Origin of the sequence: Mesorhizobium loti, assembly GCF_013170705.1 — a bacterium.
Taxonomy (GTDB): domain Bacteria; phylum Pseudomonadota; class Alphaproteobacteria; order Rhizobiales; family Rhizobiaceae; genus Mesorhizobium; species Mesorhizobium loti_D.
Genome location: NZ_CP033334.1, coordinates 1,911,375 through 1,936,256, shown reverse-complemented (window position 1 = coordinate 1,936,256; position 24,882 = coordinate 1,911,375). Strand labels below are relative to the sequence as shown.

The following is a 24,882-nucleotide window of genomic DNA, read 5'->3' as shown; positions in this document are numbered from 1 at the left end:
ACCTGGACCGGAGTCAAGCGGCTGCTCTGATCATATCCGCCGCCTTTTCAGCGATCATGATGGTCGGCGCGTTGGTGTTGCCGCCAATCAGCGTCGGCATCACCGAGGCGTCGACCACCCGCAACCCCTGCAGTCCGCGCACCCGCAATTGCGGATCGACCACCGCCATCTCGTCGACGCCCATCTTGCAAGAGCCGGCCGGGTGATAGATCGTGTCGGCGCGGGCACGGATGTGGGACATCAACTCCGCGTCGCTCGAAGCACCGGCGGTGTAGATTTCCTTGTGGCGATATCTGGCCAGCGCCGGCGCCTCCAGGATACCACGCATCATCCTGGCCCCCTTGAGCAAAAGCTCTGCGTCGCGTTCGTCCGAAAGAAAGCGCGGATCGATGCGCGGTGGTGCCATGGGATCATGAGTCGACAGCCCGACCTCACCGCGCGAATGCGGCCGCAGCACGCAGACATGGCAGGAAAAGCCATATCCCATATGCAGCTTGCGGCCGTGATCATCGACGATGGCTATGCAGAAATGCAGTTGCAGGTCGGGCCGTTCCATCGCCGGATCGGATTTGAGGAAGGCGCCGCCTTCGGCATAGGGCGTGGCGATCATCCCGCCCCCATCTTTCCGCCAGCGCAGCATGTGCCGTAGCAGGCCAGGCAGGCCGCGCAGGCCGATGCCCATCATGTCGGCGTCCTTCGACGTCCAGCCCATGATGAAATCGAGGTGGTCCTGGAGGTTCTTGCCAACACCGGGCAGTTCATGAATGACCGGAATACCATGCATGGCTAGCTCGGCGGCCGGGCCAATGCCCGACAGCAGCAGGAGCTGAGGCGAACCGAAGGCGCCACCACAGACGATCACCTCGCGCCTGGCTTTCGCAACGGCTTCGCCCTTCCCCGTGCGATACCGCACGCCGGTGGCGCGCTTGCCGTCGAGGATGACCGCGGTGGCATGCGCTCCGGTGATGACGGTCAGGTTCGACCTTTTCATGGCCGGCTGCAGATAGGCAGCGGCCGCCGAGCAGCGCTCGCCATTGCGGCGTTCGCCCCAGAATTGCGTCACCTGATAAAGTCCGGCACCTTCCTGTTCGACTCCGTTGAAATCATCGTTGCGGCGAATCTGGTTTTCACCGCAGGCCTCGACAAAGGCCCGGGAGAGCGGACGTGGCTCTTGCTGCTCGGCAACCCGCAGCGGGCCGTCACCGCCATGCAGGGCATCAGCGCCGCGTTGATTGCCTTCCGCCCGCCTGAAATAGGGCAGCACCTCGTCCCATGACCAGCCGTCGCAGCCGAGGTCCGACCATTCGTCATAGTCGCCGCGGTGTCCGCGCGTATAGAGCATGGCATTGATGGCGCTGGATCCGCCCAGCGCCTTGCCGCGCGGCTGGTAGCCCTTGCGGCCGCCAAGCCCCTGCTGCGGCACCGTTTCGAACGCCCAGTTGTTGATCTTCGGCCGCCCCGGCAACAGGGCGATGATGCCTGCCGGCGCGCGGACAAGCAGGTTGCTGCCCGCGCCGCCGGCCTCGATCAGGCAGATCGTTGTCGATGGATCCTCGGACAGCCGCGCGGCAAGCGTGCAGCCGGCGGACCCACCACCGGCGATGACATAGTCGAAATCCATGACGTCCTCCCTTGCACCCGGCGGATGTTTCCGTCCGGATGCCCAAGAGAAAGCTCGATTACGGCCTATGTAAAGATGTGCGGAATTACCCCAACGTCAGCTGTTGCGAAGGCGCCGCCAGGAATATTTCGGGCCCTTGGGCTCCGGCACGGCGGCTGGCTGATAGTAAAGACCCAGCCCGCCGGTGCGGCCCTCTTCCAGGCGTTTCAGCAGCACCGGATTCGAGATCTCGAACTCGTCGAAACCAAGGCGCAGCATATGCGGCAGAGGATCGACCAGCACCTGGCCGGTGGCGCGAACGGCACCTTCGAAATGATAGCGGCTGCGCAGCAGTTCAGCCTTGGAGAAGGAGCGCCCATCGCTGAAGGCCGGGAAAACCAGCGCCACCAGCGACAGCTGGTCGAGCAGGTCGGCGATCTTCTCGAGCTGATCGCCTGGCTGCAGCACGACACCGAGCCGCTCCTTGGCGGACCGGCGCACCTCGGGATCAAGGTCAAGGAATGCCTGCAGCGGCAGGATGAAGCGGCCATTGCCGGAGAGCGCGTCCGCATTCTCGGCATGAGCCCATTCGTCCTCGCGGAACCCCTCCGGAGTCCAGAGCCGTGTCTCCGGTGTCGTCGTTTCGGTCATCAAGAATTCCTAAATATTCAAAGGAGCCAAGGATGTGTCGAGACTCAAGCCAGGCTGCACCGAGACGGCTTCCGAGAACCGGGGCGGAGCGTACTTGAAGTACATAAGCACCGGAAGCACGGGAAGCCTGGAAGGCCAGCCTCACCTGATTATCAGCATATCCTACAGGGATGCGTCGGTCAGCGACTTCTCCAGCCCCGACAGGTGAATGCCGCACTCGGTCTTGGCGTGACCCACCCAGCGGCCGCTGCGCGCGTCCTCGCCCGGCTGTACCGGCTGCGTGCACGGAAAGCAGCCGATCGACAGATAGCCATAGGCGACCAGCGGATTTTCGCGCAGCGCGTGCGCCCGCATGTATTCAGCCTGGTCCGATGTCGTCCAGTGCGCCAGCGGATTGATGCGGATGCGCGCGCCGACCGCCTCGAACACCGGCAGCGCCGCCCGCGTCGAGGCCTGGAAGCGCTTGCGCCCGGTCAACCAGGCCCGGAACGGTGCCACGCCGCGCGCCAAGGGCTCGACCTTGCGCACGTCGCAGCAGGCATCGGTGTTGCTCTGGTGCAGATTGCCTGTCGGGTCGATCCGCTCCAGTGCGGCTTCCTCGGGCTTGATCACCTGGATGTTGGTCAGCCCGAAATCGGCGACGAGCGCGTCGCGGTAGCCGAGCGTCTCCTCGAAATGCTTGCCGGTATCGAGGAAGATGACGGGCAGCGACCGGTCGACCTCGGCGATCATGTGCAGCAACACAGCCGAATCCGCGCCGAACGACGACACGGCGGCGATCTCGTCGTGAAACAGTTCGCGAACCGAGCGTTCGATGATCTCGAGCGGCTTCAGATGACCGTAAAGCGCATCGAACCCCGCCGCCTTGGCGGCGACGCCGTCATCGACAGCGGCGATACGGTCAAGCGGCCTTGGCTTCGCCAGCATAGAGCGCCTCCTTGAACGGCGCGGGACCGACACGGCGGTAGGCGTCGATGAACTTTTCCTGTGGGTTGAGCCGAAGGCCGAGATAGGTCTCGACGATCTGCTCGATGGCGTCGGTGATCTCTTCCGATGAAAAGCCCCGGCCGATGATCTCGCCGACCGACGTGTTCTCGTCGGCCGAGCCGCCCAGCGTCACCTGATAGAGTTCGGAGCCCTTCTTCTCGACGCCGAGGATGCCGATATGGCCGACATGGTGGTGGCCGCAGGCATTGATGCAGCCGGAGATCTTCAGCTTCAACTCACCGATTTCGCGCTGCCGTTCCAGGGAGGCAAAGCGTTGCGAGATTTCCTGCGCGATCGGGATCGAGCGTGCAGTGGCCAGCGCGCAATAGTCGAGGCCGGGGCACGCGATGATGTCCGATATCAAATTGGAATTGGCCGTCGCCAGCCCGATATCGACCAGCGCGTCATAGACCGCCTTGAGGTCGGCGCGCGCCACATGCGGCAGGATCAGGTTTTGCTCATGGCTGACGCGCAGCTCGTCGAAGGCGTATTTTTCAGCGATGTCGGCGACCGCTTCCATCTGGCTGTCCGACGCATCGCCCGGCACCTCGCCGATGCCCTTGAGCGAGATCGTCACCGCCGCGTAGTCTGGATGGCGGTGCGTCACCACGTTCTGGTCGAGCCATTCCGAGAAACCCTTGGAATCGAGACGCGCCAGCTTGACGGCGGCATCACCTTCCGGCCGCTCGGTCAGTTCCGGTGGCGCGAAATAGGCTTCGATGGCACGGATGTCGGCGTCCGGCAGCTTCAGCTCGGCGTCCTTCAACTCCTGCCACTCGGCCTCGACCTGACGGGTGATCTCATCGACGCCGGTCTCGTGGACGAGGATCTTGATGCGCGCCTTGTACTTGTTGTCGCGGCGGCCATAGAGGTTGTAAACGCGCAGGATCGCCGTGCAGTAGGACAGCAGGTCGGCTTCCGGCAGGAAGTCGCGGATCTTCCTTGCCACCATCGGTGTCCGGCCCTGGCCGCCACCGATATAGACGGCAAAGCCCAGCTCGCCGGCAGCATTCTTCTTCAGGTGCAGGCCGATGTCATGCGTCTGGATGGCGGCGCGGTCGCGTTCGGCGCCCGTCACCGCGATCTTGAATTTCCGGGGCAGGAACGAGAATTCCGGATGCACCGACGACCATTGCCGCAGGATTTCCGCATAGGGGCGCGGATCGGCGGCTTCGTCGGCCGCGGCACCGGCGAAATGATCGGCGGTAACGTTGCGGATGCAGTTGCCGCTGGTCTGGATGGCATGCATCTCGACGCTTGCCAGATCGGCCAGGATCGCCGGAATGTCCGACAGCGCCGGCCAGTTGAACTGGATATTCTGGCGCGTGGTGAAATGGCCGTAGCCCTTGTCGTACTTGCGCGCGATGTGGCCAAGCATGCGCAACTGCTTGCTGTTCAGCGTGCCATAGGGCACCGCGATGCGCAGCATGTAGGCGTGCAGTTGCAGGTAGACGCCGTTCATCAGCCTCAACGGCCGGAACTGGTCCTCTGTGATCTCACCGGACAGCCGGCGCTGGACCTGGTCGCTGAACTCGGCGACGCGGGCCTGGACAAAATCGTGGTCGAACTCATCGTAACGGTACATGCTTTGTCTTTCAGGGCGCGTCCGCCCGTTTCATCTAAATCCTGGCTATGCGGCCCGCTCGGCCTGCTTGCCGAGATCGCCGCGAATGGTCGGCCCGGCGGCGCGGATCTTCTCGCGCAATCGCACCGGCTCGACCACGCCGTCGACGACGTCCGCGTCGATCAGATTGACGTCGACCACTTCATTGTCGGCATAGGCCTTGGCGCCGATCGCCTCCAGGCGGTCCTCGGCCGCCTTGTCATGGGCAAGGTCGGCGTGGCGCACCGTCTCGGCCCAGCGGCCATCGGCATACCAGACGGCGATGCCATCGGTCAGGCGGTTGGCGGTCAGTATCTTCATGGCTGAACTCTCTCGGTGGCGGCTGTTGCCGCACTTTCGTGCCCCAAATCTTCGTGCCTGTGTGCCGCGAGCGGCTCGGACCGTTCGAAATTGGCGCCGGCGACGGCATCGCCGATAATGGTCATGACCGGCCCGGAAAGATCGCCGCGCGCTTCCAGCGACGGCAGGTCGGCCAGCGTGCCGTGGAACCGGCGCCGATTGGCAAGGCTGGCATTCTCGACCACGGCGACCGCCGTGTCCGGCGACAGACCGGCCTCGATCAGGCGGCCGGCGACTTCGGCCGCGACCGAGCGGCCCATATAGACGGCAACGGTGGCGCCGGAAATCGCAAGCTTGGCCCAGTCGGGCAGCGAATTGCCCTTGAGGTCGTGGCCGGTGGTGAACACCATCGACGAGGACACCCCGCGCAAGGTGAGCGGCAGTTCGAAATCGGCGGCGGCGGCAAAGGCGGCGGTGACACCGGGAACCACCTCATAGGCGATGCCGGCATCGCGCAGCGCCGCCATTTCCTCGCCGGCCCGGCCGAAGACCAGCGGATCGCCCGACTTCAGCCGCACGACACGCTTGCCCTGCCGGCCAAGTTCGACCAGCAGCGCATTGATTTCGGCCTGGCTCTTGGTGTGGCAGCCCTTGCGCTTGCCGACGCCCAAGCGCTCGGCATCGCGGCGGCCCATCGCAACCACCGCCTCCGGCACCAGCGCGTCATGGACGATGACGTCGGCCTCCATCAGCAGGCGGTGCGCCCGCAGCGTCAGAAGGTCCTCGGCGCCCGGACCGGCGCCCACCAGGGCGATGTGACCCGAAGCCGGCGCGTTCGACAACAGAAGATCCACGGCGGCGTCATGCGCCCGCGACAGCTGGCCGGCTTCCACCGCATGGGCAGGCGCACCCTGGAAAAAACTGCTCCAGAAGCGGCGGCGGGCATTGCCTTTCGGCAGCAATGTCTCGGCGGCGCCACGCAGTGAAGCGGCAAGCGTCGCCAGCGATCCAAGCGACGGCGACAGCATCTGGTCGATGCGGCCACGCAGCATCTGGGCCAGCACCGGGCCCGCACCCTCGGTGCCGATGGCGATGGCGACCGGCGCGCGGTTGACCAGGGCCGGGGTGAAGAAATCGCAGAGCTCCGGCCGATCGACGGCATTGACAGGAATGCCCAGTTTGCGCGCGTCGGCGGCGACGCGGCGGTCGAGCGTCTCGTCGCCGCTGGCGGCAAACACCATGACCGCGCCGTCGAGCTGCGAGGCATCGTAAGCCGCCGCGACATGGCTGGCGCCGGACTGAGCGATGAAGGCAAGCAGTTCCGGCTCGGCGTTCTCGGTGATGATGCGCAAGACTGCGCTCGACTGTCCGATCAGCCGTGCTTTGGCCAAGGCCTCCTCACCGCCGCCGACGATGGCCACGGCTTCGCCCTCGACCCGCACGAAGACGGGGAAGGCATTGAGCTTGGCATTGGCCTGCGGCATGTGAAAAGCAATCCGGGAACAGTGTCGCAGTTTTACGCCCGGGCGCGAAAAACCAGAAGCAAAGCACTCGCGCATCCTGTGATGGCAGGCAATCGCTTTTTCGCAACCGCGAAAGGCAGGAGAAAAATATTCCACATCCTTTGTATGGGCGAACTCAAGCGGCTGAGGCAGGCCTTGATTTCAGGTCTTTTTAGCCGCCGGCCCGCCGTCGCGCAAAACAGTTTTTTCTAATTTCTACCAATTTAGTAGATTAAAGCCGCCGGCCGACGATCATCGACCTCCGGCCTCGGGCAGCACGCGTTCAAGTGACCTTGGCGGCGGGAACATTACCGCTTCGCAAGGCGTTCCCGTCTCGTCCGCTATCCAAAACCGAAACCGCGGCGGGGTGCCGCGCAGGGCGTGACACAGCAGGGAAAGGAACCCGTCATCATGGGCACGATCAAGCTGAAGCACGGCATCTGGATCATGGTGGCCGATGGCGAAAAAGCGCTCTTCCTCAAGAATATCGGCGACAACAAGTTTCCCAACCTGGAGGTCGTGCAGATGATGGAGCAGGACAATCCGCCTACCCGCGAACAAGGGACCGACAGTCCAGGCCGGTACAATGACGGCCCGTCCGTGCATCGCAGCGCCGTCGAGGAGACGGACTGGCATCGGATTGGCAAGGAGCGCTTCGCCGATGACATTGCCGCCCGGCTCTACAAGCTCTCGCATGGCGGGGCGTTCGACGAGATCGTCCTTGTCGCACCGCCAATGGTGCTCGGGACCATGCGCAAGAAATTGCACAAGGAGGTCGAGGGCAAAGTGACCGCCGAAATTCCCAAGACGCTGACCAACCACGCCATATTCGAGATCGAGGCCTTGCTGCGGGCCGCCTGATCGCCGGCGGCCGACTAGCACGACACCGGGGCGACAACATTGCGGGACGTCCCGCAGGCCGGCTGCTTTTCAGCCGCCGGCCGAGTATTTGCCGCCGCACCGTCGATTTTCGCGGCCTGCGGGTTGCATCAACGTCACCCCTTCCACCATATTGCAAAACAGGCGACGGCTTCGGGCGGCGCACATCCGACATCGCTAGCTTGAAAGGCGCTCCATAGACAATGCCGCATGACACGCCCCTTATCGCCACCATCGTCGCCGGTCTGGGGCTGGCTTTCGTCTTCGGGGCTCTGGCCAATCGGTTCCGAATTCCACCGCTGGTCGGTTATCTCATAGCCGGCGTGCTGGTCGGGCCGAACACGCCCGGTTTCGTCGCCGATGCCGGCCTTGCCAATGAACTGGCAGAAATCGGCGTCATCCTGCTGATGTTCGGCGTCGGCCTGCATTTCTCGCTCAAGGACCTGCTGTCGGTGCGCGCCATCGCCGTACCCGGCGCCATCGTCCAGATCGGCTTCGCCACGGCGCTCGGCACCGGGCTGTCCTGGATGCTCGGCTGGTCGATGGGAGCGGGCCTCGTGTTCGGCCTCGCGCTGTCGGTCGCCTCGACCGTGGTGCTGCTGCGCGCGCTTCAGGAGCGCCGGCTTATCGAGACCGAGCGCGGCCGCATCGCCGTCGGCTGGCTGATCGTCGAGGATCTGGCCATGGTGCTGGCGCTGGTGCTGCTGCCTGCCCTTGCCGGCGTGCTGGGTGGCCAGGAACAGGCCGAAGCCCATGTCAGCGGCCTGCTGTCGTTGCCGGCCAGCTACGGCATCTGGGGCATCGTCGGCATGACGCTGGCCAAGGTCGCCGCCTTCGTCGTCGTCATGCTGGTGGTCGGCCGCCGGGTCATTCCCTGGATCTTGCACTACGTGGCCCATACCGGGTCTCGCGAACTGTTCCGTCTCTCCGTACTCGCAATAGCGCTCGGCGTCGCCTTCGGCGCGGCAAAACTGTTCGGCGTCTCGCTGGCGCTTGGCGCCTTCTTCGCCGGCATGATCATGAGCGAATCCGAACTCAGCCACCGCGCGGCGGAGGAATCGCTGCCGCTACGCGATGCCTTCTCGGTGCTGTTCTTCGTCTCGGTCGGCATGCTGTTCGACCCATTCAGCCTGATCAGCAACGGCCTGCCGATCCTGGCGACGCTGGCCATCATCGTCATCGGCAAGTCGCTGGCCGCGTTCGTCATCGTCGTCGCCTTCGGCTATCCCGTCGCCACGGCCCTGATGATTTCGGCAAGCCTTGCCCAGATCGGCGAATTCTCCTTCATCCTGGCCGAGCTCGGCGTCGGGCTGAAACTTCTGCCCGAGCAAGGCCGTGACCTGATCCTGGCCGGCGCCATCCTGTCGATCGTGCTCAACCCGCTGATGTTCCTGATCATCGACTGGATGAGACCTTGGCTGGAAGCCCGCGCCGCCAAGACGACACCATCGGCGGACGCAAAGCCGGTCGGCCCGGCGACGGAACCAGGCCAGGTGGCTTCGGTCGCCGCCGCCTCCAGGAAGGAAGACGGCCCGCCGCCGAGGACGACACTTGCCGGCCATGCCATCCTGATCGGCTACGGCCGTGTCGGCAGCCTTGTCGGTGCCGCACTGAAAGACGCTGCGCTGCCCTTCCTCGTCATCGAGGACGCCGACAAGACGCTGGCCAGGCTGAAAGCCGACGGCATCGAAACCGTCGCCGGAAATGCGGCCAACGCCGAAGTGTTCGCTGCCGCCAATCCCGAAGGCGCCAGCCGGCTGATCCTCGCCATCCCCAACGCGTTCGAAGCCGGCCAGATCGTTCTGCGCGCGCGCGCCGCCAAACCCGGCATCAACGTCGTCGCCCGCGCCCATTCCGATGCCGAGGTCGAGCATCTCAAAGGGCTCGGCGCCGACACGGTGATCATGGGCGAACGGGAGATCGCGCGCGGAATCGTGGAAGAGGTGCTCGGTCACAAGCCATTCGCGACTGAACCGTCCGCCGCCTGATCAGGCAGCGAATGCAGACCCGCCATTCCGTGCGATGCTGCTGAGATACCGTGCGGGAGGCTTGCCGAGCGCCTTTTTGAACATGGTAATGAAGGCGGTGACGGACTCATAGCCCAGATCGCCCGAAACCCGCTGAACGCTTGCCCCGGAAGCCAGCTCCCTTATCGCAACGATCAAATGCAATTGCTGGCGCCAGCGGCCGAAACTTAAGCCAGTCTCCTTTACGACGAGACGAGCAAGACTGCTCTCGCTGAGTGCGACGCGGTTGGCCCACTCCGCCAGCGTGCTGCGGTCAGCCGGATCGTCCGCCAACGCTTCGGCGATCTGCCGCAAGCGCGGCTCGGAAGATAGGGGCAGATGCAATTGCTGGCCCGGCATATCGGGCAGTTCGGCGAGCAGGACCTTTCCCAGGAAAGCGCACCTCGCGTCGTCAGGCGCGCAGTCGGACAGTTCGATGATGAGCTCGCGCAGCAGCGGCGAGATCGAAAGCGTGCAGCACCGATCCGGCAGTTCGGCAGCACCGGGCTCGATGTAAACGAAGAAAATCCGCGCATTGGCCGTCGCGATGTTGCTGTGCTGCATGCGGCTTGGCACCCACACGCCGCAATGTGGCGGCACCATCCAGAGGCCACTGGGAACGCGGCAGGTGACGCCACCGCCGAGCGCGAAGACGAGTTGCCCCTTGCGGTGCCAATGCTGCGACACCTCGGCCTTGGTCTCGGTTACGTCGACGCGCACGGCGATCGCCGGAGCAAGAACGTCATCGACATCGAAATCGAGCCATGGGTAGCTCAGAGGTTGTCTCATGATTGCCTATTTTTAGCGATTGATTGATTTTATATCTAGATTATTCGATCGCGCAAATCGGTAGGCTCGGGGTCGTTCTCGCCGCAATTGGCAAAGGTGTACCCCATGCTCGCGCTCACCGTCTGTTCCGACAACGCAGCCAGATTGAAACTTACCGAGGTGAACGAGCCACCCCCCTGCGCGAACGAAGCTCTTATCGCCGTCCACGCGACCTCGTTGAACCGCGGCGAACTGCGCCTGCTGACCATACGCCCGAACGGCTGGATACCTGGCCAGGACGTCGTTGGGATCGTGGAGCGGGCGGCGGCCGATGGCTCCGGGCCGGCCGTGGGCACAAGGGTCGTGGCCTTGGTCGACGAAGCCGGCTGGGCCGAACGTGTCGCCGTTCCGACCGACCGTCTCGCCGTCCTGCCCGATGAGATCGGCTTCGTCTCGGCGGCCACGCTTCCGGTGGCGGGCACGACGGCGCTGAGGACGCTGCGCCATGGCGGCGATCTCGCTGGCCTGAAGGTGCTGATCACCGGCGCGAGCGGCGCGGTCGGCCGGTTCCAGATCCAGATCGCCCGCGAACAAGGCGCCTCGGTGACCGCGATCGCAGCCGCCCGGCATGCAGGGGATCTCCGCGATCTCGGCGCCGAGCAGGTGGTCGAGGCGATCGAACTGGCCGAAGGCCCTTTCGCGCTGATCACCGAAGCGGTCGGCGGCGAAAGCCTCGCCCACGCGATCGAACGCGTCGCACCCGGCGGGACCATCGTCATGTTCGGCTCGAGCAGTGGCGAACTCACCCCGGTTGGCTTCCGCCAATTCGTTCCTGGCCACGAGGGAGCGAGGCTTCAGACCTTCGCCTACTACACATCCGGCTCGGGCATCGGCGCCGATATCGCCACGCTGCTCGCCCTGGTCGCGGCTGGCCGGCTGGAAACCCGTGTCGCCCTGACCGTGCCGTGGACTGATATCGCTCAGGCCCAGGACGCCCTACGGCAGCGCAGCTTCAGCGGCAAGGCCGTTCTCAACATCGCGGGATGAGCACCCGCCTCACACGTGCTGGCCACCATTGATGTGGATTTCCGAGCCGGTCACATAGGAGGCCTGCTGCGAGCACAGGAAGAAGATGATGTCCGCGACCTCGGCCGTGGTGCCGAGGCGTCTGAGCGGAATGGTCTCGACGATCTTGTCCGTGCCCGGCGACAGGATCGCGGTGTCGATCTCGCCCGGCGCGATGGCGTTGACGCGGATGCCGTGCGGGCCGAAATCATGCGCCATCTCGCGCGTCAGCGAGCCGAGGGCCGCCTTTGAGGTTGCATAGGCGGTGCCGGCAAAAGGATGCACGCGCGTGCCGGCGATCGAGGTGACGTTGACGATCGAGCCCTTGGCCGCCGCCAGTTCCTTGAACAGGCCGCGCGCCAGCATGATCGGCGCGAAGAAATTGACCTGGAAGACGTCGCGCCAGACATGCATCGGCGTGTCGATCGAGTTCATGCGGCTGTTGCCGTCCTTGAGCTTGGGCGAGATGCCGGCATTGTTGACCAGGGCATGCAGCTGGCCGCCATGCGCTTCCAGCCGGTGGCGGATTTCCGAGACGGCAATGCCTACATCTTCCTGGTCGGCGAGATCGACCTTGATGTGGTCTTCCGGGCCGGCAGGCCAGGGACAATCCTCGGCAAAGGCTTGCCGCGAACAGGTGATGACGCGCCAGCCCTCGCGCGAAAAGCGCTTGACCGTGGCGTGGCCGATGCCGCGGCTGGCGCCGGTCAGCACGATGGTTTTTCTGGTGTCGGGTTCAGCCATGTCACGGTCTCCGGGCCGGAGATGTAGCCGAACACCGTGGCGCTGGCGAGAGGCGGATTGACGCCGCTAGGGAAGACAGTCTCAGCCGCCGCCAAGAATATCCAGGATCGAGGTCTGCCGCTTCTTGAGCGGGCCGCCGACGCTGCCTGGCGGCACGGGATGGCCCACCGAAGCGGTGGTGCCGTCGTCCGCGGGCATGTTGAAGCCGTCGGCATCGACGGTCTGGGCAGGCCGCGCCACGCGGGCCGGCGCCGCCGGCTGCGCGGCCGGCGCCTGCTGGCCAACGGATACCGACGGAACCGGCGCCTGCTGGTTGTTGTCGGCCGAAGGTATGTCGTCGGGCACGATCGTATCGGCCGGCGTCGACTTCCAGGTGCCGGGCAGCGGCCGTACCGGTACGCCTTCATGCGCGGCGACCATGAACTCATGCCAGGCCTGCGCCGGCAGAGCACCACCGGTCACCTTCTTCATCGCCGTGCCGTCGTCATTGCCGAACCACACGCCGGTGGTGAGATTGGCGGTGTAGCCGACGAACCAGGCATCGCGCGAATTCTGGCTGGTGCCGGTCTTGCCGGCCGACGGCCAGGCGAAGGCCGCCTTCTTTGCCGAGCCGAACTCGACCGTGCCCATCATCATCGAATTCATCATGCCGACGATCTCGGGCTTGACGACACGCGGCGCGTTGCCGCCACCGCTGTCATAGAGCACCTTGCCCTCGGCGGTGGTGATGCGGCGGATGAAATGGATGTCCGGCTTGTAGCCGCCATTGGCGAACGGCACATAGGCCGAGGTCAACTCAAGCGGCGTCACTTCCGAAGTGCCGAGCGCAATCGAGGTGTTGGCCTGCAAATCGGACTGGATGCCCATGCGGTGCGCGGCCTCGACCACCGCGTTCGGCCCGACCTCCATCGTCAGCTGCGCGGCGACCGAGTTCAGCGATTTGGCCAGAGCCGTCGCCAGTGTCACCTTGCCAAAGTACTTGCCGCCGTAATTGTCGGGTGTCCAATTGCCGATCTTGATCGGCGCGTCGTTGCGCACACTGTCGGGCGTGCGGCCCGCCTCAAGGGCGGCCATATAGACAAACGGCTTGAACGCCGAGCCGGGCTGGCGGCGCGCTTCCGAGGCGCGGTCGAACTGGCTGGTCGAATAGTCATAGCCGCCGACCATGGCACGCACCGCGCCGGAATCGTCGATCGACACCAGCGCGCCCTGGGTGACGTTGAGCTTCTTGCCGCTGTCGTCGATCAGTTTGCGGATCGATTGCTCGGCAAGTTTCTGCAGGTTCAGGTCGACGGTAGAATCGATGACGATATCGCCGCGAACATCGCCGATCAGGTCGGGCAGTTCTTCCATGATGGCGTCGGCGACATAGTTTTCCGAGCCCGTCCAGTAGGACGGCGAGCGCGTCGCCGGCGCGCTGAGCGCCGTCTTCAGCTCCTTGTCGCTGATCTTGCCCTCCTCGCGCATGGCGGCGAGTACCAGTTGCGAACGCTCCTCGGCGGCCTTCGGATCGCGCGCCGGCGACAACCGCGACGGTGCTTTCAGCAAGCCGGCCAGCAGGGCTGCTTCCGACAGGGTGACGTCGCGCGCGCTCTTGCCGAAATAGCGGCGCGAAGCCGCTTCCACGCCATAGGCGCCGGAGCCGAAATAAACCCGGTTGAGGTACATTTCGAGGATCTGGTCCTTGGTGTGCTTGTGCTCCAGCCACAGCGCCAGCAGCACCTCCTGCACCTTACGCTCCAGTGTGCGGTCGGGCTTGAGGAACAGGTTTTTCGCCAATTGCTGCGTCAGCGTCGAGCCGCCTTGCGAGAAATGCCCGCCGAGCAGGTTCGTCACCATGGCGCGCGACAGGCCGATCGGGTCGACACCGAAATGCGAATAGAACCGGCGATCCTCGATGGCGATGACGGCTTCTGGAATATAGGGCGACATTTCGTGCAGGCCGACGGCTTCACCGCCGCTCATGCCGCGATTGGCGAGCAACTGACCATCGGCCGAAACAATCTTGATGTTGGGAGCGCGGTCGGGGATCGACCAGGTCGTGGCCGCCGGCATCTTGGCGCCGTAGTAGATGACGACGCCGGCCACCGCGATGCCGCCCCAGATGGCGAGCACGAAGCACCAGTAGAACAGCCGGCCAAGCACGCCGAACAGGCCGCGCCGGCTTCTGCCACGCCCACCGCGCGACGATTTCGCCTTCGACGATTTGCGTTTGGCGGAGGCTTTGCGGTTGCTTGGCACGACGCGGTCCTCCTCGCTCACCGAAAGACCCGGCTGGGATCGCGCCTGTGGCGGTCCCTCGAAACTGGGCTCGATGCGGCTGTCTCTGCGGTTCGCCATGCGCTGTGCTTGATATCCCCGGGGCCAATGGCGTCCGAGTTGAAGAGTAGATGCGGCGATTTAAGGGCGGGTTAAGTCGGAAAAATTCAAGGCGATTGATAATCAAATGCCTGGGGTCCGGCAGTCGGCGCTAGGTTCGAGGTCCTGATTTTGGCGCTGGCAACCGGCCCGCCGCGACAGAACAATCCTGGCGGGGCATTTTTTTCTGGGGCGCCAAGCCCAAGCCGCCCCCGACCGCGAGCCAAGCGGTCGCGGACATGTTCCTCGTTAGGGCGCGATCGCAATGGTTGCAACTTCGCGTTCGATCGCGCCCTAAATCACCCGGCACCAGGTGATCACCTGGTGGACATGCGTCAGCCGATCGCGGCACGAACCGAGAGCGCTGCCCTGGACGATTGCATAACCTCGCCGACATGGCAGTAGCAGACGATCTCGTGCAGTTGGTGGTCGGTCAGTTCGAAGAAGCGCTTGGCTTCACCATAGCTGTCGTCTTTCAGACCTTCGTCGTGCAATATCGGGTCCGTGAAGGCAACCGCTATCGGCGAGTCATCGCCTCGCATGACATCGCGCTCGGGCGGCGCACGGTATTCGGTCCCTGCAAGCGCGGTAAGCAGCCGGCTGGGCTCACGTTCAAGAAGCTCGGCCCAACGTACGAGACGTTGGGTTCGGCTCATTACCGGCTGTTTGTTGACCTCGGCCACTGCATGCAGCTGGTCCAGTGTTTGGTGTTTCATGGCAACCTCCTAGCAATAGGTTGGTTGACCCCAAACGCCCTGTGTCGACATCATAGCGCCGAAGCGCCGATCCGTCATCTAATTCCATATCGGGGTTTGATCACGCCTCCGGCACTACGCCGAAGCAACGGCCCCGCCTTGCCGGCAATTTTCAACGCCACCGCGCATCGACGGCAGCGCGAAAAAGGCCAGCGTCCGCTCCTCGCAGGTCATCGCCCTCCTCGATCGAGTCTGCCCGCCATCCGGAAATCAAGCGGCATGACGCATCCCAAATCGGCGGCTGGCTCAGTTCTGCTGGATCGAAATGCCCTTGTCGTCGATCTTGAGCTCGACGCCTTTCGGCTTCGTCTGCTCGCGGTAGACATAGGCGCCAAGCGCGATGACGACGACAACGAGCGCGCCAATGAGGAGGTAGAGTGTGTTCTGTTTCACGGCGCGCCCTTTGTCGTTTCGAGCCTCAGGCTCGCTTCAGAACCTTGACCAGCACCAAAAGGATGATGGCGCCGATCGTGGCATGGATGATGGAAGCGATGATGCCGCCGCCTATGGAGAAACCGATCCGCGGGAACAGCCAGCCGGCGATGAAGGCGCCGACGATGCCGACGATGATGTTGCCGATCAGGCCGAAGCCGAAACCGGAAACGATGAGACCGGCAAGCCAGCCGGCAATGGCACCAATGATGATGAAGACGAGAAGGCTTTCGACGCCCATGGCGATTTCCTCCGAGCAAGAGGGCGAGCGCGGAGCGGAAGGCTCCGAATCGGCCCCGATATCAACGGCTTCAGGCTATTCGAAAGCAGCTGGCCCCGCCAGCGGCGCTCATTGATCGTTGTCGTCGCCGGAAGTCGGCCGCCAGCTGGTCGGCTCGACCTTCTTTTGCGTATGGCTGTCGGTATAGACCCACCAGCCGTCATCGCGGTATTGCCCGATGGATTCGTTGAGAACGCCGTCGCCGTCCTTCCAGGTGATGGTGACCTTGGAGCCATCGGTCGGCGCGGTCGATATCGGCTTCCTGTCCACCATTTCGTCCCCCTTTTTCAGCCCACAGAACGCCACGGCCGGCATCTGGTTCCCAACCGTCCGTCAGGCGCGGATCGTCGCGAAGGCGGTCAGCTGTGTGCGAAGATATCCTCTTCGTCCCAGCCCATCAGGTCAAGCTTGGCCCGAGTCGGCAGGAAGCGGAAGCAGGCATCGGCTTCCTTGGCCCGCCCATCGCGCGCCAGCCGCCCGGCCAGCACGTCGCGCAGCCGGTGCAGATAGAGCACGTCGGAAGCGGCATATTCGAGCTGTTCGGGAGACAGCGTCTCGGCCGCCCAGTCCGATGATTGCTGCGCCTTGGACAGGCCGACGCCGAGCAACTCGAAGCAGATGTCCTTCAACCCGTGCCGGTCGGTATAGGTGCGTGTCAGCCGCGACGCGATCTTGGTGCAGAACACCGGCTCAGGCATCACCCCGAAGGCATTGTAAAGCACGGCGAGATCGAAGCGCCCGTAGTGGAACAGCTTCGTCACGCCGCGGTTCCTGAGCAGGCTGACGAGGTTCGGCGCCTTCTTCTGGCCGGGTGCGATCTGGATGACGTCGGCGCTGCCGTCGCCAGGCGAAATCTGCACCACGCAGAGCCGGTCGCGATGCGGGTTCAGCCCCAGCGTCTCGGTGTCGATGGCCACTGCCCCGACATTGTAATGCATGAGGTCGGGCAGATCATGCTTGTGGAAACGGATGTCGGCCATTGTCTTCTCCGGTCGCGGCGTATCCCGTCCTCGCCGCGATCCGGTGAAAAATCAACAGGAAAACGACTTTTCCGCGCTCAGCGCGTCAGCGCGTCCAAAATGCGGGCCCAGGAGCGCTGCCCCTTGTGGAAGGAGCTCAACTCGTATTTCTCGTTGGGCGAGTGGATGCGGTCGTCGTCGAGGCCGAACCCGACCAGCAGCGATTCCATGCCGAGATAGGTCTGGAAGTCGCCGACCACGGGAATAGAGCCGCCGCTGCCGGTCGTCACCGCGGGCTTGGGCCATTCGTCGGACAGCGCATCCTTGGCCTTGGCCAGGAAAGGCGAGTCGTAGGAAAGCTGGATTGCCGGCGAGCCGCCATGCGGATGGAATTCTACCGAGCAGTCGGCCGGAATTCGCTCCTCGACGAATTTCTGGAAGGCGGCGCGGATTTTCTTGGGATCCTGCTTGTGGACGAGGCGGAACGACACCTTGGCGGAGGCCTCAGCCGCGATCACTGTCTTGAACCCCTTGCCGGTGTAGCCGCCAATGATGCCGTTGAACTCGGCTGTCGGCCGCGCCCAGGTCAATTCCAGCACCGAGCGGCCCTTTTCGCCGGACGGGATGGACAGGCCAACGGGTCCAAGGAAGGTCTCGGCCGTCTCGCCCAGCGTCTCCCAGGATTTCAGCACCTGCGAAGGCGTCTCCTCGACACCGTCATAGAAACCCGGAATGGTGATGTGGCCATCCTTGTCGTGGATGTCGGCCAGCACCCTGGCCAGGATGCGGATCGGGTTGGCGGCGGCACCGCCATAGAGCCCCGAATGCAGGTCGCGGTCCGCGGCCTTCACCGTGATCTCCTCGCCGACCAGCCCGCGCAGTGCCACGCAGATCGACGGCGTATCGCGGTTCCACATGCCGGTATCGCAGACCAGCGCGAAGTCGGCCTTGAGCTCTTCGGCGTTGGCTTCGAGGAACGGTTTCAGCGACGGCGAGCCCGATTCCTCCTCACCCTCGAACAGGATGGTGATACGACACGGCAGATTGCCATGCACCTGCTTCCAGGCGCGGCAAGCCTCGACAAAAGTCATCAACTGGCCCTTGTCGTCGGCCGAGCCACGCCCTGTGATCACCTTGTGGTCGGGTCCAACCTCCTTGATCGCTGGCGCGAACGGATCGTTTTCCCAGAGTTCGATCGGATCGACCGGCTGCACGTCGTAATGGCCATAGAACAACACATGCGGCGAACCAGCCGGCCCGTCATGATGCGCGACCACCATCGGATGTCCTGGAGTGTCGCGCACGCTGGCATCGAAGCCGATCAGCTTGAGCTCCGCCACCAGCCATTCCGCCGCCTTATGGCAGTCGGCGGCATAGGCGGGATCGGTGGAGATCGACTTGATCCTGAGCAGGCCGAACAGGCGTTCCAGGCTCTGGTCGAGATTCTGGTCGAGGCGGTCGAGGACGGGGGAAACTGCGGACATTTGGCAAGCCTTTCGATTCAGTGCCGGAACCGTAAAGGCAGAGCGGCGAAACGAAAAGCCCGGGACCATTGGACCACGGCCCGCAACAGCCGCCGCAAGGCAAAAAAAGACCGCCGTGGTGGAGGGGGAACCACGGCGGCCTCATACTCGAAACGATGCGGCAGCCCGGAGAGGGGGGATAGGCTGCCGCAGGTGCCCGGGATAGGCGGGGGACGGGCCTTGCTCCGGACTTCGGCGAAAACTGCCGATGAGGTGTATTTGGGTCTGTGAAGGTGGCGATTCAAGGGCATCAACGTTACACTTTTGTAACGTGCCCGTGAGGGGAGCTTTATAAGCCAATCTGTCAGGGTGTTGACGGAACCGATATCCGCCGATGTCTTTGGCATGGACCAAGCCATCGCGCCGCGCTATCCCTGCCGGCATGAAAAAAGGCGACCATCTCTTCCTCATCGACGGTTCCGGCTACATCTTCCGGGCCTATCACGCCCTGCCGCCGCTGACCCGCAAATCCGACGGCCTGCCGGTCGGCGCTGTTTCCGGTTTCTGCAACATGCTGTGGAAGCTGATGCAGGATGCCCGCAACACCGATGTAGGCATCGTGCCGACGCATCTCGCGGTCATCTTCGACTATTCCTCCAAAACCTTCCGCAACGATCTCTACCCCGAATACAAGGCCAACCGTTCGGCGCCGCCCGAGGACCTGATCCCGCAATTCGGCCTGATCCGCCAGGCGACCAAGGCGTTCAACCTGCCATGCATCGAGATGGAAGGCTTCGAGGCCGACGATCTGATCGCCACCTATTGCCGGCTGGCATGCGAAGCCGGCGGAGACACCACCATCATCTCCTCCGACAAGGACCTGATGCAGCTGGTCGGCGATACGGTCGGCATGTACGACCCGATGAAGGATCGCCAGATCGGCATTCCCGAGGTCATCGAGAAATGGGGCGTGCCGCCGGAAAAGATGGTCGATCTGCAGGCGTTGACCGGCGACTCGGTCGACAATGTGCCTGGCGTGCCCGGCATCGGGCCGAAGACGGCGGCGCAGTTGCTGGAGCAGTTCGGCGACCTCGATGGCCTGTTGGCCCGTGCCGGCGAGATCAAGCAGGAAAAGAGGCGCGAATCGATCATCGCCAATACCGACAAGGCGCTGATCTCACGCCAATTGGTGACGCTGAAGAACGACGTGCCGGTGGCCGAGGGGTTGGACGATTTCGTCCTCCACGCGCCCGACGGGCCGAAGCTGATCGGCTTCTTGAAGACAATGGAATTCACCTCGCTGACCCGCCGCGTGGCGGAAGCGACCGGCACCGAGGCCGGCGACGTCCAGGCCGTCGCGGTGACCGTCGAGCGCGCCGACAACGCACATGGCCCCGATGTGGGCGCCGGATCGCCGGTTATGGCCCGGAGCGGTGCCGCCACGGGGCCAGGTCAAGCCGAGGACGCAACGGCGCCCGCGACGGACGTCGCGAAGCAAGGCGATACCCCTTCCCTGCTCTCGGCCTTGCGGCTGGAGCGCGCGGCAACCCGCAAGATCGACACCTCGGCCTACACCTGCATTCGCGATATCTCGACCTTGAAGGCATGGGTCGCAGAGGCGCGGGAGGCCGGCGTCGCCGCCTTCGACGTCAGGGCGACATCGGCCGATCCCATGCAGGCCGAACTGATCGGCATGGCGATAGCCACGGCGCCCGGCCACGCCGGCTACATTCCGTTCGCCCACAAAAGCGGCAATGGTGACCTGCTCGGCGGCGGCACGCTCGAGAACCAGATCCCGCTTCGCGAGGCGCTGGCGGTGCTGAAACCGCTGCTCGAGGACAAATCGGTCCTCAAGATCGCGCAGAACCTGAAATACGACCTGGTCATCACGAGCCGCTACGGCATCGACGTCGCGCCGTTCGACGACACCATGCTGATCTCCTATGTGCTCGACGCCGGCACCCCGCATGGCCACGGCATGGACGCGCTGGCCGAGAAATGGCTTGGCCACACCCCGCTCCAGCTCAAGGACGTCACCGGCTCCGGCAAGAGCTCGGTCGGTTTCGACCAGGTCGACATCGACAAGGCGACCGCGCACGCCGCCGAGGACGCCGACGTGACGCTGCGCCTCTGGCTGGTGCTGAAGCCCCGGCTTGCCGCCAAGGGCCTGGTCTCGGTCTATGAGCGGCTGGAGCGGCCGCTGGTGCCGGTGCTGGCGCGGATGGAACAGCGCGGCATCTCGGTCGACAGGCAGATCCTGTCCAGGCTGTCGGGCGAATTGGCGCAAGGTGCCGCCCGGCTCGAAGAGGAAATCTACCAGCTCATCGGCGAACGCATCAACATCGGCTCGCCCAAGCAGCTCGGCGACATCCTGTTCGGCCGCATGGGCCTGCCCGGCGGCTCCAAGACCAAAACCGGGCAATGGTCGACCTCGGCGCAGCTGCTGGAAGACCTTGCCGCCGAGGGCCACGAATTGCCGCGCAAGATCGTCGACTGGCGCCAGCTCACCAAGCTGAAATCGACCTATACCGATGCGCTGCCCGGCTTCATCCACCCCGACACAAAACGCGTCCACACCTCCTACGCGCTGGCCGCGACGACGACCGGGCGGTTGTCATCATCCGACCCGAACCTGCAGAACATTCCGGTGCGCACCGCCGAAGGCCGCAAGATCAGGACCGCCTTTATCGCCGACAAGGGCAACCGGCTGGTCTCGGCTGATTACAGCCAGATCGAACTGCGCGTGCTTGCCCATGTCGCCGAGATCCCGCAGCTGCGGCAGGCTTTCGCCGATGGCGCCGATATCCACGCCATCACCGCATCGGAAATGTTCAACGTTCCCGTGGACGGCATGCCTTCCGAGATACGCCGCCGCGCCAAGGCGATCAATTTCGGCATCATCTACGGTATCTCGGCCTTCGGCCTCGCCAACCAGCTGTCGATCCCGCGTGAGGAAGCCAGCAACTATATCAAGAAGTACTTCGAGCGCTTCCCTGGCATCCGCGATTACATCGAGGAGACCAAGGCCTATGCCCGCGAGCACGGCTTCGTCGAAACGATCTTCGGCCGCCGCATCCATTATCCCGATATCCGCTCGTCCAACCCGTCGCTGCGTGCTTTCAACGAGCGCGCCTCGATCAACGCCCGCCTGCAAGGCACCGCCGCCGACATCATCCGCCGCGCCATGGTGCGCATGGAGGAAGCGCTGGAGAAGGCCAAACTGTCGGCCCGCATGCTCCTGCAGGTGCATGACGAACTGATCTTCGAAACGGTCGAAGCGGAAGTCGACACGACGATCCCCGTCGTGCGCCACGTCATGGAGAACGCGGCGATGCCCGCGGTGTCAATGTCAGTACCGCTGCACGTCGACGCGCGGGCCGCCAACAACTGGGACGAGGCTCATTGAGGCTGTGAGGCGCCCGCGGCCACCAGGTCGCGTTCCTTCACATCCCTCTGCCCTGCCGGGCATCTCCCCCACAGGGGGAGATCGGCATCTTCGCGGGCAGCGCTTTTATTTCAGCATAGGGTAATTGGCGAAGGCAGAAACGACAGCTGATCTCCCCACTTGAGGGGGGAGATGTCCGGCAGGACAGAGGGGCTGCCCCTCCAGCATCGAAGATTTTCTTATCACTGACTAGACTTCAGGCAGCCTCGGCCCGGCACTTCGCACACACGCCACGAAACTCGATCACCGCCTTCTTCGCGGCAAAGCCCGTCGAACTGACCCATTCGTTCAGCCGGTGGTCGACGTCGTGATCCGACATTTCGGTCACCTGCCCGCACGTGTCGCAGATCGCGAAAGCGGTCATCGAATGACTGTGGTCATGCGGCTCGGCGCAGGCAACGAAGGAATTGATGCTTTCCAGCCGGTGCACAAAGCCGGACTTCACCAGCGTGTCGAGCGCGCGATAGACCTGCAGCGGCGCGCGGAAGCCGCGCTCACGCAACTGGTCGAGCAAGGTATAGGCGCTGAGCGGCCCGCTGGCGGTCTCGAGCTTCTCGAGCACGCACAACTGGTTTTTCGTCAGCACATCCCTCGCGGCCATGGTCCTGTTCCAACTTGTTCTGCGCCATCCCCAGGCTGTTTGCCGGTGCAAACGGCCCGATCCCATTCAAATAGCGACGAACCGTCGTCTTTGCTACTCTTCTGTTGTTGTCCGGGACCAATCGACGGCGTTCCGGCACATTTGATTATGGCAGGCCTGATCAGCGGCAACATTCAAAATACTGACAAAATCCTCGACGAGGGTAATCTCGCTTGGGAAATTCGATCGGGCTTGGGGAAGCAATATGATCAAATTGACACGCCGGACGCTGCTTGTCGGCACGTCCGCGCTGATAGCGGCCGCTACGGTTTCGTTCCGGGCCCTTGCGGCATCGCGCACCTATCATGCGCTGCTGGTGGCTTGCACCGAATATCCTGCCTTGCCGCAGAGGAACTGGCTGATCGGGCCGAAGAACGATGCCGGCCTGGTGCACGAGTATCTGCTGAAAAACGTGCCGGACCCGGTGCGGTTCGCGCCGGAGAACGTCACTCTGCTTGCCAAGGATGTGCCCGGCGCCAAAGGACTGCCGACCCATGCGGCGATCAAGGCGGCACTCGCCGACCTTGCGGCCAAGGTTCAGCGCGACGACTTCGTCTATCTGCATCTGTCGGGCCACGGTGCCCAGCAGCCTGAAATGGTCAAGGGCGACGAGACCGACGGGCTCGACGAGATTTTCCTGCCGGTCGACATCGAGAAGTGGGTCAACCGCGACGCCGGCGTGCCGAACGCGCTGGTCGACAATGAGATCGGCGACGCGCTCGACGCCATCCGCGACAAGGGCGCGTTTGTCTGGGCCGTGTTCGACTGCTGCCATTCCGGCACCGCGACCCGTGCCGTCGAGGTCGATGACGAGTTGGAGCGCAAGGTCGAATTCGCCGATCTGGTCGGCGGCGACGAGGCCGCAAGGGCGGCGGCCGTCAAGACCTATGAGGACACGGTCGCAAGCGCATCGCGCGGCCTTGACGAGAATGGCACGCGCAAGCCCGCCTTCAACCTGACGCCGACCGGCGCCGAGCCGATCACCAAGGGCAAGCTGGTCGCCTTCTACGCCGCTCAGACGGTGGAGACGACGCCGGAGATGCCGCTGCCCAAGGGTACGGCGGACGCGCCACGCTTTGGCCTTTTCACCTTCACCATCCTGTCGAAGCTCGCCGAAAACCCCAACGTCACCTACCGCCAGCTTGGCCAGGCCGTTCTGCAGCAATATTCCGCCGACAGCCGCACCCGGCCGACGCCGCTGTTCGAGGGCGAACTCGACGCGCGCGTCTTCGGCACCGACAAGACAGAAGCGGTCATGCAGTGGCCCATCGTCGTCAAGGACGGTGAGGCGACGATCGGCGCCGGGCTGCTGCATCGCCTGACGCCCGGCAGCAAGCTTGCCATCCTGCCCTCGGCACTGTCGTCGCTGTCCGACGCGGTCGGCTATCTCGAAGTGCGGTCGGCAAAGAACCTGGAGAGCCAGGTCAAGCCGGTCGAGTTCGAGAACAAGCCTGCGCTGAAGCTCGCCGACATTCCCGCCAACGCCTATGCGCGGGTGGCGGAGATCGCCGTCGACTACAAGCTCACCGTCGCGCGGCCGGCCGCGGCCAAGGAGCTGGAGAAGGAAACCACGCTGGTCAATTCGGTTCTGGACGAACTGGCCGCGGCCAAGGAAACCGGCTTCAATATAGAGCTGGTCGATCCCGGCAAGAGCGCCGAGTTGCGCTTCGCCGTGATGCGCGAGAACGCCATTGCAGGCGCCGCCGGGGACGCCACCGGCAAACCGGCGCTGTGGTTCCTGCCGGCGTCCGGTGACGTGACCTTGAAGGACGGCGGCAAGCCGCCGCTGGTCATCATCCATCGGGACGACCGCCAGAAGCTGGTCGACGCCACGACCAGGAATTTGCGCACCATCTTCCGCGCCACCGGCCTTTCGCGGCTGGCGGCGGCCTCCGACTACAAGCCCGAGGACGTCGACGTCCAGTTCCAGGTCAAACGCCTTGACAAGGATGGCCTGGAGCCGCTGCAGGCGTCGGTGGTGCCGCGCGTCTCGCCCGGCGATGAAGTGCATGTGCTGGCCAAAAACAGCTCGGACCAACTGGTCGACATCAACGTGCTCTATGTCGGCAGCGACTATTCGATCACCCACATCGTCGCCGAGCGCCTCGCGCCGCGGGCCACGCTGGAGGAAGGGCTGCTCGCCTTCACCGACACCAGCTTCGGCATGGAGCGGATGATCGCGGTGCTGACCGAGGCGCCGCCGGAAAGCGAAAAGGAAGATCTGAGCTTCCTGGCACAGGAGGGCGTCACGTCGATAACGCGCGGCCTCGGTCCCGCCAGCTTCTCCGACATGCTCGCCGATATCGGCATGGCGCCGCCGACCCGCTCGGTGATGCGGCTTGCCGACAAGGGCGGCCCGAAGGGCGCGGTGATGATCTTCCCGATGGAGACGGTGCCGCGCGCCTGAGCTCCGCCGCCGGGCCGCACGGCCCTGGTGCCGGCTCT

The 24,882-nt window shown here is 64.2% G+C and carries 21 protein-coding genes; 5 read left to right on the top strand and 16 right to left on the bottom strand.

The window, feature by feature from the left end; genetic code table 11:
- Nucleotides 1-13 precede the first annotated feature (13 nt).
- The 6 genes from EB815_RS09445 to cysG form a co-directional block, all read right to left on the bottom strand.
- Nucleotides 14-1,621, bottom strand: coding sequence for a GMC family oxidoreductase (locus tag EB815_RS09445; RefSeq protein ID WP_056577819.1), 1,608 nt, complete (start codon nt 1,619-1,621; stop codon nt 14-16).
- A 96-nt stretch (nt 1,622-1,717) separates the two neighbouring features.
- Entirely contained in the window at nt 1,718-2,251 is a 534-nt protein-coding gene (locus EB815_RS09440; RefSeq protein WP_056577820.1) for a DUF934 domain-containing protein, read from the bottom strand.
- A 162-nt stretch (nt 2,252-2,413) separates the two neighbouring features.
- Entirely contained in the window at nt 2,414-3,178 is a 765-nt protein-coding gene (locus EB815_RS09435; protein WP_056577822.1) for a phosphoadenylyl-sulfate reductase, read from the bottom strand.
- Nucleotides 3,153-4,823, bottom strand: coding sequence for a nitrite/sulfite reductase (locus tag EB815_RS09430; RefSeq protein ID WP_056577824.1), 1,671 nt, complete (start codon nt 4,821-4,823; stop codon nt 3,153-3,155). Before EB815_RS09430 ends, EB815_RS09435 begins: the two co-directional genes overlap by 26 nt.
- Before the next feature lie 45 nt (nt 4,824-4,868).
- Nucleotides 4,869-5,162, bottom strand: coding sequence for a DUF2849 domain-containing protein (locus EB815_RS09425; RefSeq protein WP_056577826.1), 294 nt, complete (start codon nt 5,160-5,162; stop codon nt 4,869-4,871).
- Nucleotides 5,159-6,625 carry a siroheme synthase CysG gene (cysG, locus tag EB815_RS09420; RefSeq protein ID WP_056577828.1) on the bottom strand — a complete coding sequence of 489 codons (1,467 nt, stop codon included), beginning with the start codon at nt 6,623-6,625 and terminating at the stop codon, nt 5,159-5,161. The genes EB815_RS09425 and cysG overlap by 4 nt, the downstream gene beginning before the upstream one ends.
- Before the next feature lie 429 nt (nt 6,626-7,054).
- Between cysG and EB815_RS09415 the strand changes: the two genes are divergently transcribed.
- Both EB815_RS09415 and EB815_RS09410 read left to right on the top strand, forming a co-directional pair.
- Nucleotides 7,055-7,504, top strand: a complete 450-nt coding sequence (locus EB815_RS09415) for a host attachment protein (protein WP_056577830.1) — start codon at nt 7,055-7,057, stop codon at nt 7,502-7,504.
- 221 nt (nt 7,505-7,725) lie between these two features.
- A complete protein-coding gene (locus EB815_RS09410; protein ID WP_056577832.1) occupies nt 7,726-9,510 on the top strand; it encodes a cation:proton antiporter in 1,785 nt (594 codons plus the stop codon).
- Here the strand turns inward: EB815_RS09410 and EB815_RS09405 are convergent, their stop codons facing one another.
- Nucleotides 9,511-10,317: an AraC family transcriptional regulator gene (locus tag EB815_RS09405; protein ID WP_056577834.1), complete on the bottom strand. Its 807-nt coding sequence runs from the start codon at nt 10,315-10,317 to the stop codon at nt 9,511-9,513.
- Between the two features lie 105 nt (nt 10,318-10,422).
- Between EB815_RS09405 and EB815_RS09400 the strand changes: the two genes are divergently transcribed.
- On the top strand, nt 10,423-11,343 hold the full coding sequence (locus EB815_RS09400; protein WP_056577836.1) for a zinc-binding dehydrogenase: 921 nt from the start codon (nt 10,423-10,425) through the stop codon (nt 11,341-11,343).
- A 9-nt stretch (nt 11,344-11,352) separates the two neighbouring features.
- Here the strand turns inward: EB815_RS09400 and EB815_RS09395 are convergent, their stop codons facing one another.
- The 8 genes from EB815_RS09395 to EB815_RS09360 all read right to left on the bottom strand — a co-directional run bounded on the left by EB815_RS09395 (nt 11,353) and on the right by EB815_RS09360 (nt 18,373).
- On the bottom strand, nt 11,353-12,105 hold the full coding sequence (locus EB815_RS09395; protein ID WP_056577838.1) for an SDR family NAD(P)-dependent oxidoreductase: 753 nt from the start codon (nt 12,103-12,105) through the stop codon (nt 11,353-11,355).
- 81 nt (nt 12,106-12,186) lie between these two features.
- Nucleotides 12,187-14,445 carry a transglycosylase domain-containing protein gene (locus EB815_RS09390; protein WP_056577840.1) on the bottom strand — a complete coding sequence of 753 codons (2,259 nt, stop codon included), beginning with the start codon at nt 14,443-14,445 and terminating at the stop codon, nt 12,187-12,189.
- A 353-nt stretch (nt 14,446-14,798) separates the two neighbouring features.
- Nucleotides 14,799-15,179: a hypothetical protein gene (locus EB815_RS09385; RefSeq protein WP_056577842.1), complete on the bottom strand. Its 381-nt coding sequence runs from the start codon at nt 15,177-15,179 to the stop codon at nt 14,799-14,801.
- A 285-nt stretch (nt 15,180-15,464) separates the two neighbouring features.
- Entirely contained in the window at nt 15,465-15,611 is a 147-nt protein-coding gene (locus EB815_RS09380; protein ID WP_027031097.1) for a hypothetical protein, read from the bottom strand.
- A gap of 25 nt (nt 15,612-15,636) precedes the next feature.
- Nucleotides 15,637-15,891: a GlsB/YeaQ/YmgE family stress response membrane protein gene (locus tag EB815_RS09375; protein WP_027056594.1), complete on the bottom strand. Its 255-nt coding sequence runs from the start codon at nt 15,889-15,891 to the stop codon at nt 15,637-15,639.
- Between the two features lie 108 nt (nt 15,892-15,999).
- Nucleotides 16,000-16,203, bottom strand: a complete 204-nt coding sequence (locus tag EB815_RS09370) for a hypothetical protein (RefSeq protein WP_056577956.1) — start codon at nt 16,201-16,203, stop codon at nt 16,000-16,002.
- Between the two features lie 86 nt (nt 16,204-16,289).
- Nucleotides 16,290-16,910, bottom strand: coding sequence for a ribonuclease D (locus tag EB815_RS09365; protein WP_056577844.1), 621 nt, complete (start codon nt 16,908-16,910; stop codon nt 16,290-16,292).
- Between the two features lie 77 nt (nt 16,911-16,987).
- On the bottom strand, nt 16,988-18,373 hold the full coding sequence (locus EB815_RS09360) for a M20/M25/M40 family metallo-hydrolase (RefSeq protein WP_056577846.1): 1,386 nt from the start codon (nt 18,371-18,373) through the stop codon (nt 16,988-16,990).
- Between the two features lie 421 nt (nt 18,374-18,794).
- On the opposite strand from EB815_RS09360, the gene polA reads away from it, so the two are divergent.
- Nucleotides 18,795-21,758, top strand: coding sequence for a DNA polymerase I (gene polA, locus EB815_RS09355; RefSeq protein ID WP_056577848.1), 2,964 nt, complete (start codon nt 18,795-18,797; stop codon nt 21,756-21,758).
- A 235-nt stretch (nt 21,759-21,993) separates the two neighbouring features.
- Here the strand turns inward: polA and EB815_RS09350 are convergent, their stop codons facing one another.
- Nucleotides 21,994-22,398: a Fur family transcriptional regulator gene (locus EB815_RS09350; protein ID WP_056577850.1), complete on the bottom strand. Its 405-nt coding sequence runs from the start codon at nt 22,396-22,398 to the stop codon at nt 21,994-21,996.
- Nucleotides 22,399-22,642: 244 nt separating this feature from the next.
- Here EB815_RS09350 and EB815_RS09345 point away from each other — a divergent pair, with 244 nt between their 5' ends.
- On the top strand, nt 22,643-24,844 hold the full coding sequence (locus EB815_RS09345) for a caspase family protein (protein ID WP_056577852.1): 2,202 nt from the start codon (nt 22,643-22,645) through the stop codon (nt 24,842-24,844).
- The last annotated feature ends 38 nt before the right edge of the window (nt 24,845-24,882 follow it).

What these genes read in the sequence shown, in the direction of transcription:
- EB815_RS09360 (WP_056577846.1), bottom strand. Translation starts at nt 18,373, where the DNA reads ATGTCCGCAGTTTCCCCCGTCCTCGACCGCCTCGACCAGAATCTCGAC.
- polA (WP_056577848.1), top strand. Translation starts at nt 18,795, where the DNA reads ATGAAAAAAGGCGACCATCTCTTCCTCATCGACGGTTCCGGCTACATC.
- EB815_RS09375 (WP_027056594.1), bottom strand. Translation starts at nt 15,891, where the DNA reads ATGGGCGTCGAAAGCCTTCTCGTCTTCATCATCATTGGTGCCATTGCC.
- EB815_RS09350 (WP_056577850.1), bottom strand. Translation starts at nt 22,398, where the DNA reads ATGGCCGCGAGGGATGTGCTGACGAAAAACCAGTTGTGCGTGCTCGAG.
- EB815_RS09400 (WP_056577836.1), top strand. Translation starts at nt 10,423, where the DNA reads ATGCTCGCGCTCACCGTCTGTTCCGACAACGCAGCCAGATTGAAACTT.
- EB815_RS09425 (WP_056577826.1), bottom strand. Translation starts at nt 5,162, where the DNA reads ATGAAGATACTGACCGCCAACCGCCTGACCGATGGCATCGCCGTCTGG.
- EB815_RS09395 (WP_056577838.1), bottom strand. Translation starts at nt 12,105, where the DNA reads ATGGCTGAACCCGACACCAGAAAAACCATCGTGCTGACCGGCGCCAGC.
- EB815_RS09365 (WP_056577844.1), bottom strand. Translation starts at nt 16,910, where the DNA reads ATGGCCGACATCCGTTTCCACAAGCATGATCTGCCCGACCTCATGCAT.
- EB815_RS09370 (WP_056577956.1), bottom strand. Translation starts at nt 16,203, where the DNA reads ATGGTGGACAGGAAGCCGATATCGACCGCGCCGACCGATGGCTCCAAG.
- EB815_RS09435 (WP_056577822.1), bottom strand. Translation starts at nt 3,178, where the DNA reads ATGCTGGCGAAGCCAAGGCCGCTTGACCGTATCGCCGCTGTCGATGAC.
- EB815_RS09410 (WP_056577832.1), top strand. Translation starts at nt 7,726, where the DNA reads ATGCCGCATGACACGCCCCTTATCGCCACCATCGTCGCCGGTCTGGGG.
- EB815_RS09390 (WP_056577840.1), bottom strand. Translation starts at nt 14,445, where the DNA reads ATGGCGAACCGCAGAGACAGCCGCATCGAGCCCAGTTTCGAGGGACCG.
- EB815_RS09345 (WP_056577852.1), top strand. Translation starts at nt 22,643, where the DNA reads ATGATCAAATTGACACGCCGGACGCTGCTTGTCGGCACGTCCGCGCTG.
- EB815_RS09430 (WP_056577824.1), bottom strand. Translation starts at nt 4,823, where the DNA reads ATGTACCGTTACGATGAGTTCGACCACGATTTTGTCCAGGCCCGCGTC.
- EB815_RS09415 (WP_056577830.1), top strand. Translation starts at nt 7,055, where the DNA reads ATGGGCACGATCAAGCTGAAGCACGGCATCTGGATCATGGTGGCCGAT.
- cysG (WP_056577828.1), bottom strand. Translation starts at nt 6,625, where the DNA reads ATGCCGCAGGCCAATGCCAAGCTCAATGCCTTCCCCGTCTTCGTGCGG.
- EB815_RS09385 (WP_056577842.1), bottom strand. Translation starts at nt 15,179, where the DNA reads ATGAAACACCAAACACTGGACCAGCTGCATGCAGTGGCCGAGGTCAAC.
- EB815_RS09445 (WP_056577819.1), bottom strand. Translation starts at nt 1,621, where the DNA reads ATGGATTTCGACTATGTCATCGCCGGTGGTGGGTCCGCCGGCTGCACG.
- EB815_RS09405 (WP_056577834.1), bottom strand. Translation starts at nt 10,317, where the DNA reads ATGAGACAACCTCTGAGCTACCCATGGCTCGATTTCGATGTCGATGAC.
- EB815_RS09440 (WP_056577820.1), bottom strand. Translation starts at nt 2,251, where the DNA reads ATGACCGAAACGACGACACCGGAGACACGGCTCTGGACTCCGGAGGGG.